The following is a 324-nucleotide window of genomic DNA, read 5'->3' on the forward strand; positions in this document are numbered from 1 at the left end:
CTGAACAGCGTGCGCGTGCTGACCACGCCGTTTGCCGAGGTTTCGATCGAGTTTGCCGTGAGCCAAAGACGCAAGGCGAGCCAAGCGAGATAAAGGCTGCTGGCCACGCGCAGCACTTTGGGCAGCCAGCTCAGCGACTGCGAAGCATGGGTGAAGCAAAGTCCCCAGAGGGTAATCGACACCAGGTACCCGGCCAGTTCGGCGGCGGTCAGATGCACGGAGCGGCGCAGACCCTGCCTCAAACCGGCTGCGGCGAGCAGGGTGTTGGTGGGCCCCGGCATGAGCAGCACGATCGCGCAGCCCGAGACCATCAGTCCGATGGTG

General features: G+C 64.5%; 1 protein-coding gene. It reads right to left on the reverse strand.

All coding sequences use genetic code 11. The features are described 5' to 3' along the window. Positions 1-324 (reverse strand): LysE family transporter (locus tag U5A65_RS40810; RefSeq protein ID WP_415766526.1); only part of this gene is annotated, 324 nt, incomplete at both ends.

It is taken from the genome of Paraburkholderia sp. J10-1 (assembly GCF_905220165.1).
GTDB lineage: Bacteria > Pseudomonadota > Gammaproteobacteria > Burkholderiales > Burkholderiaceae > Paraburkholderia.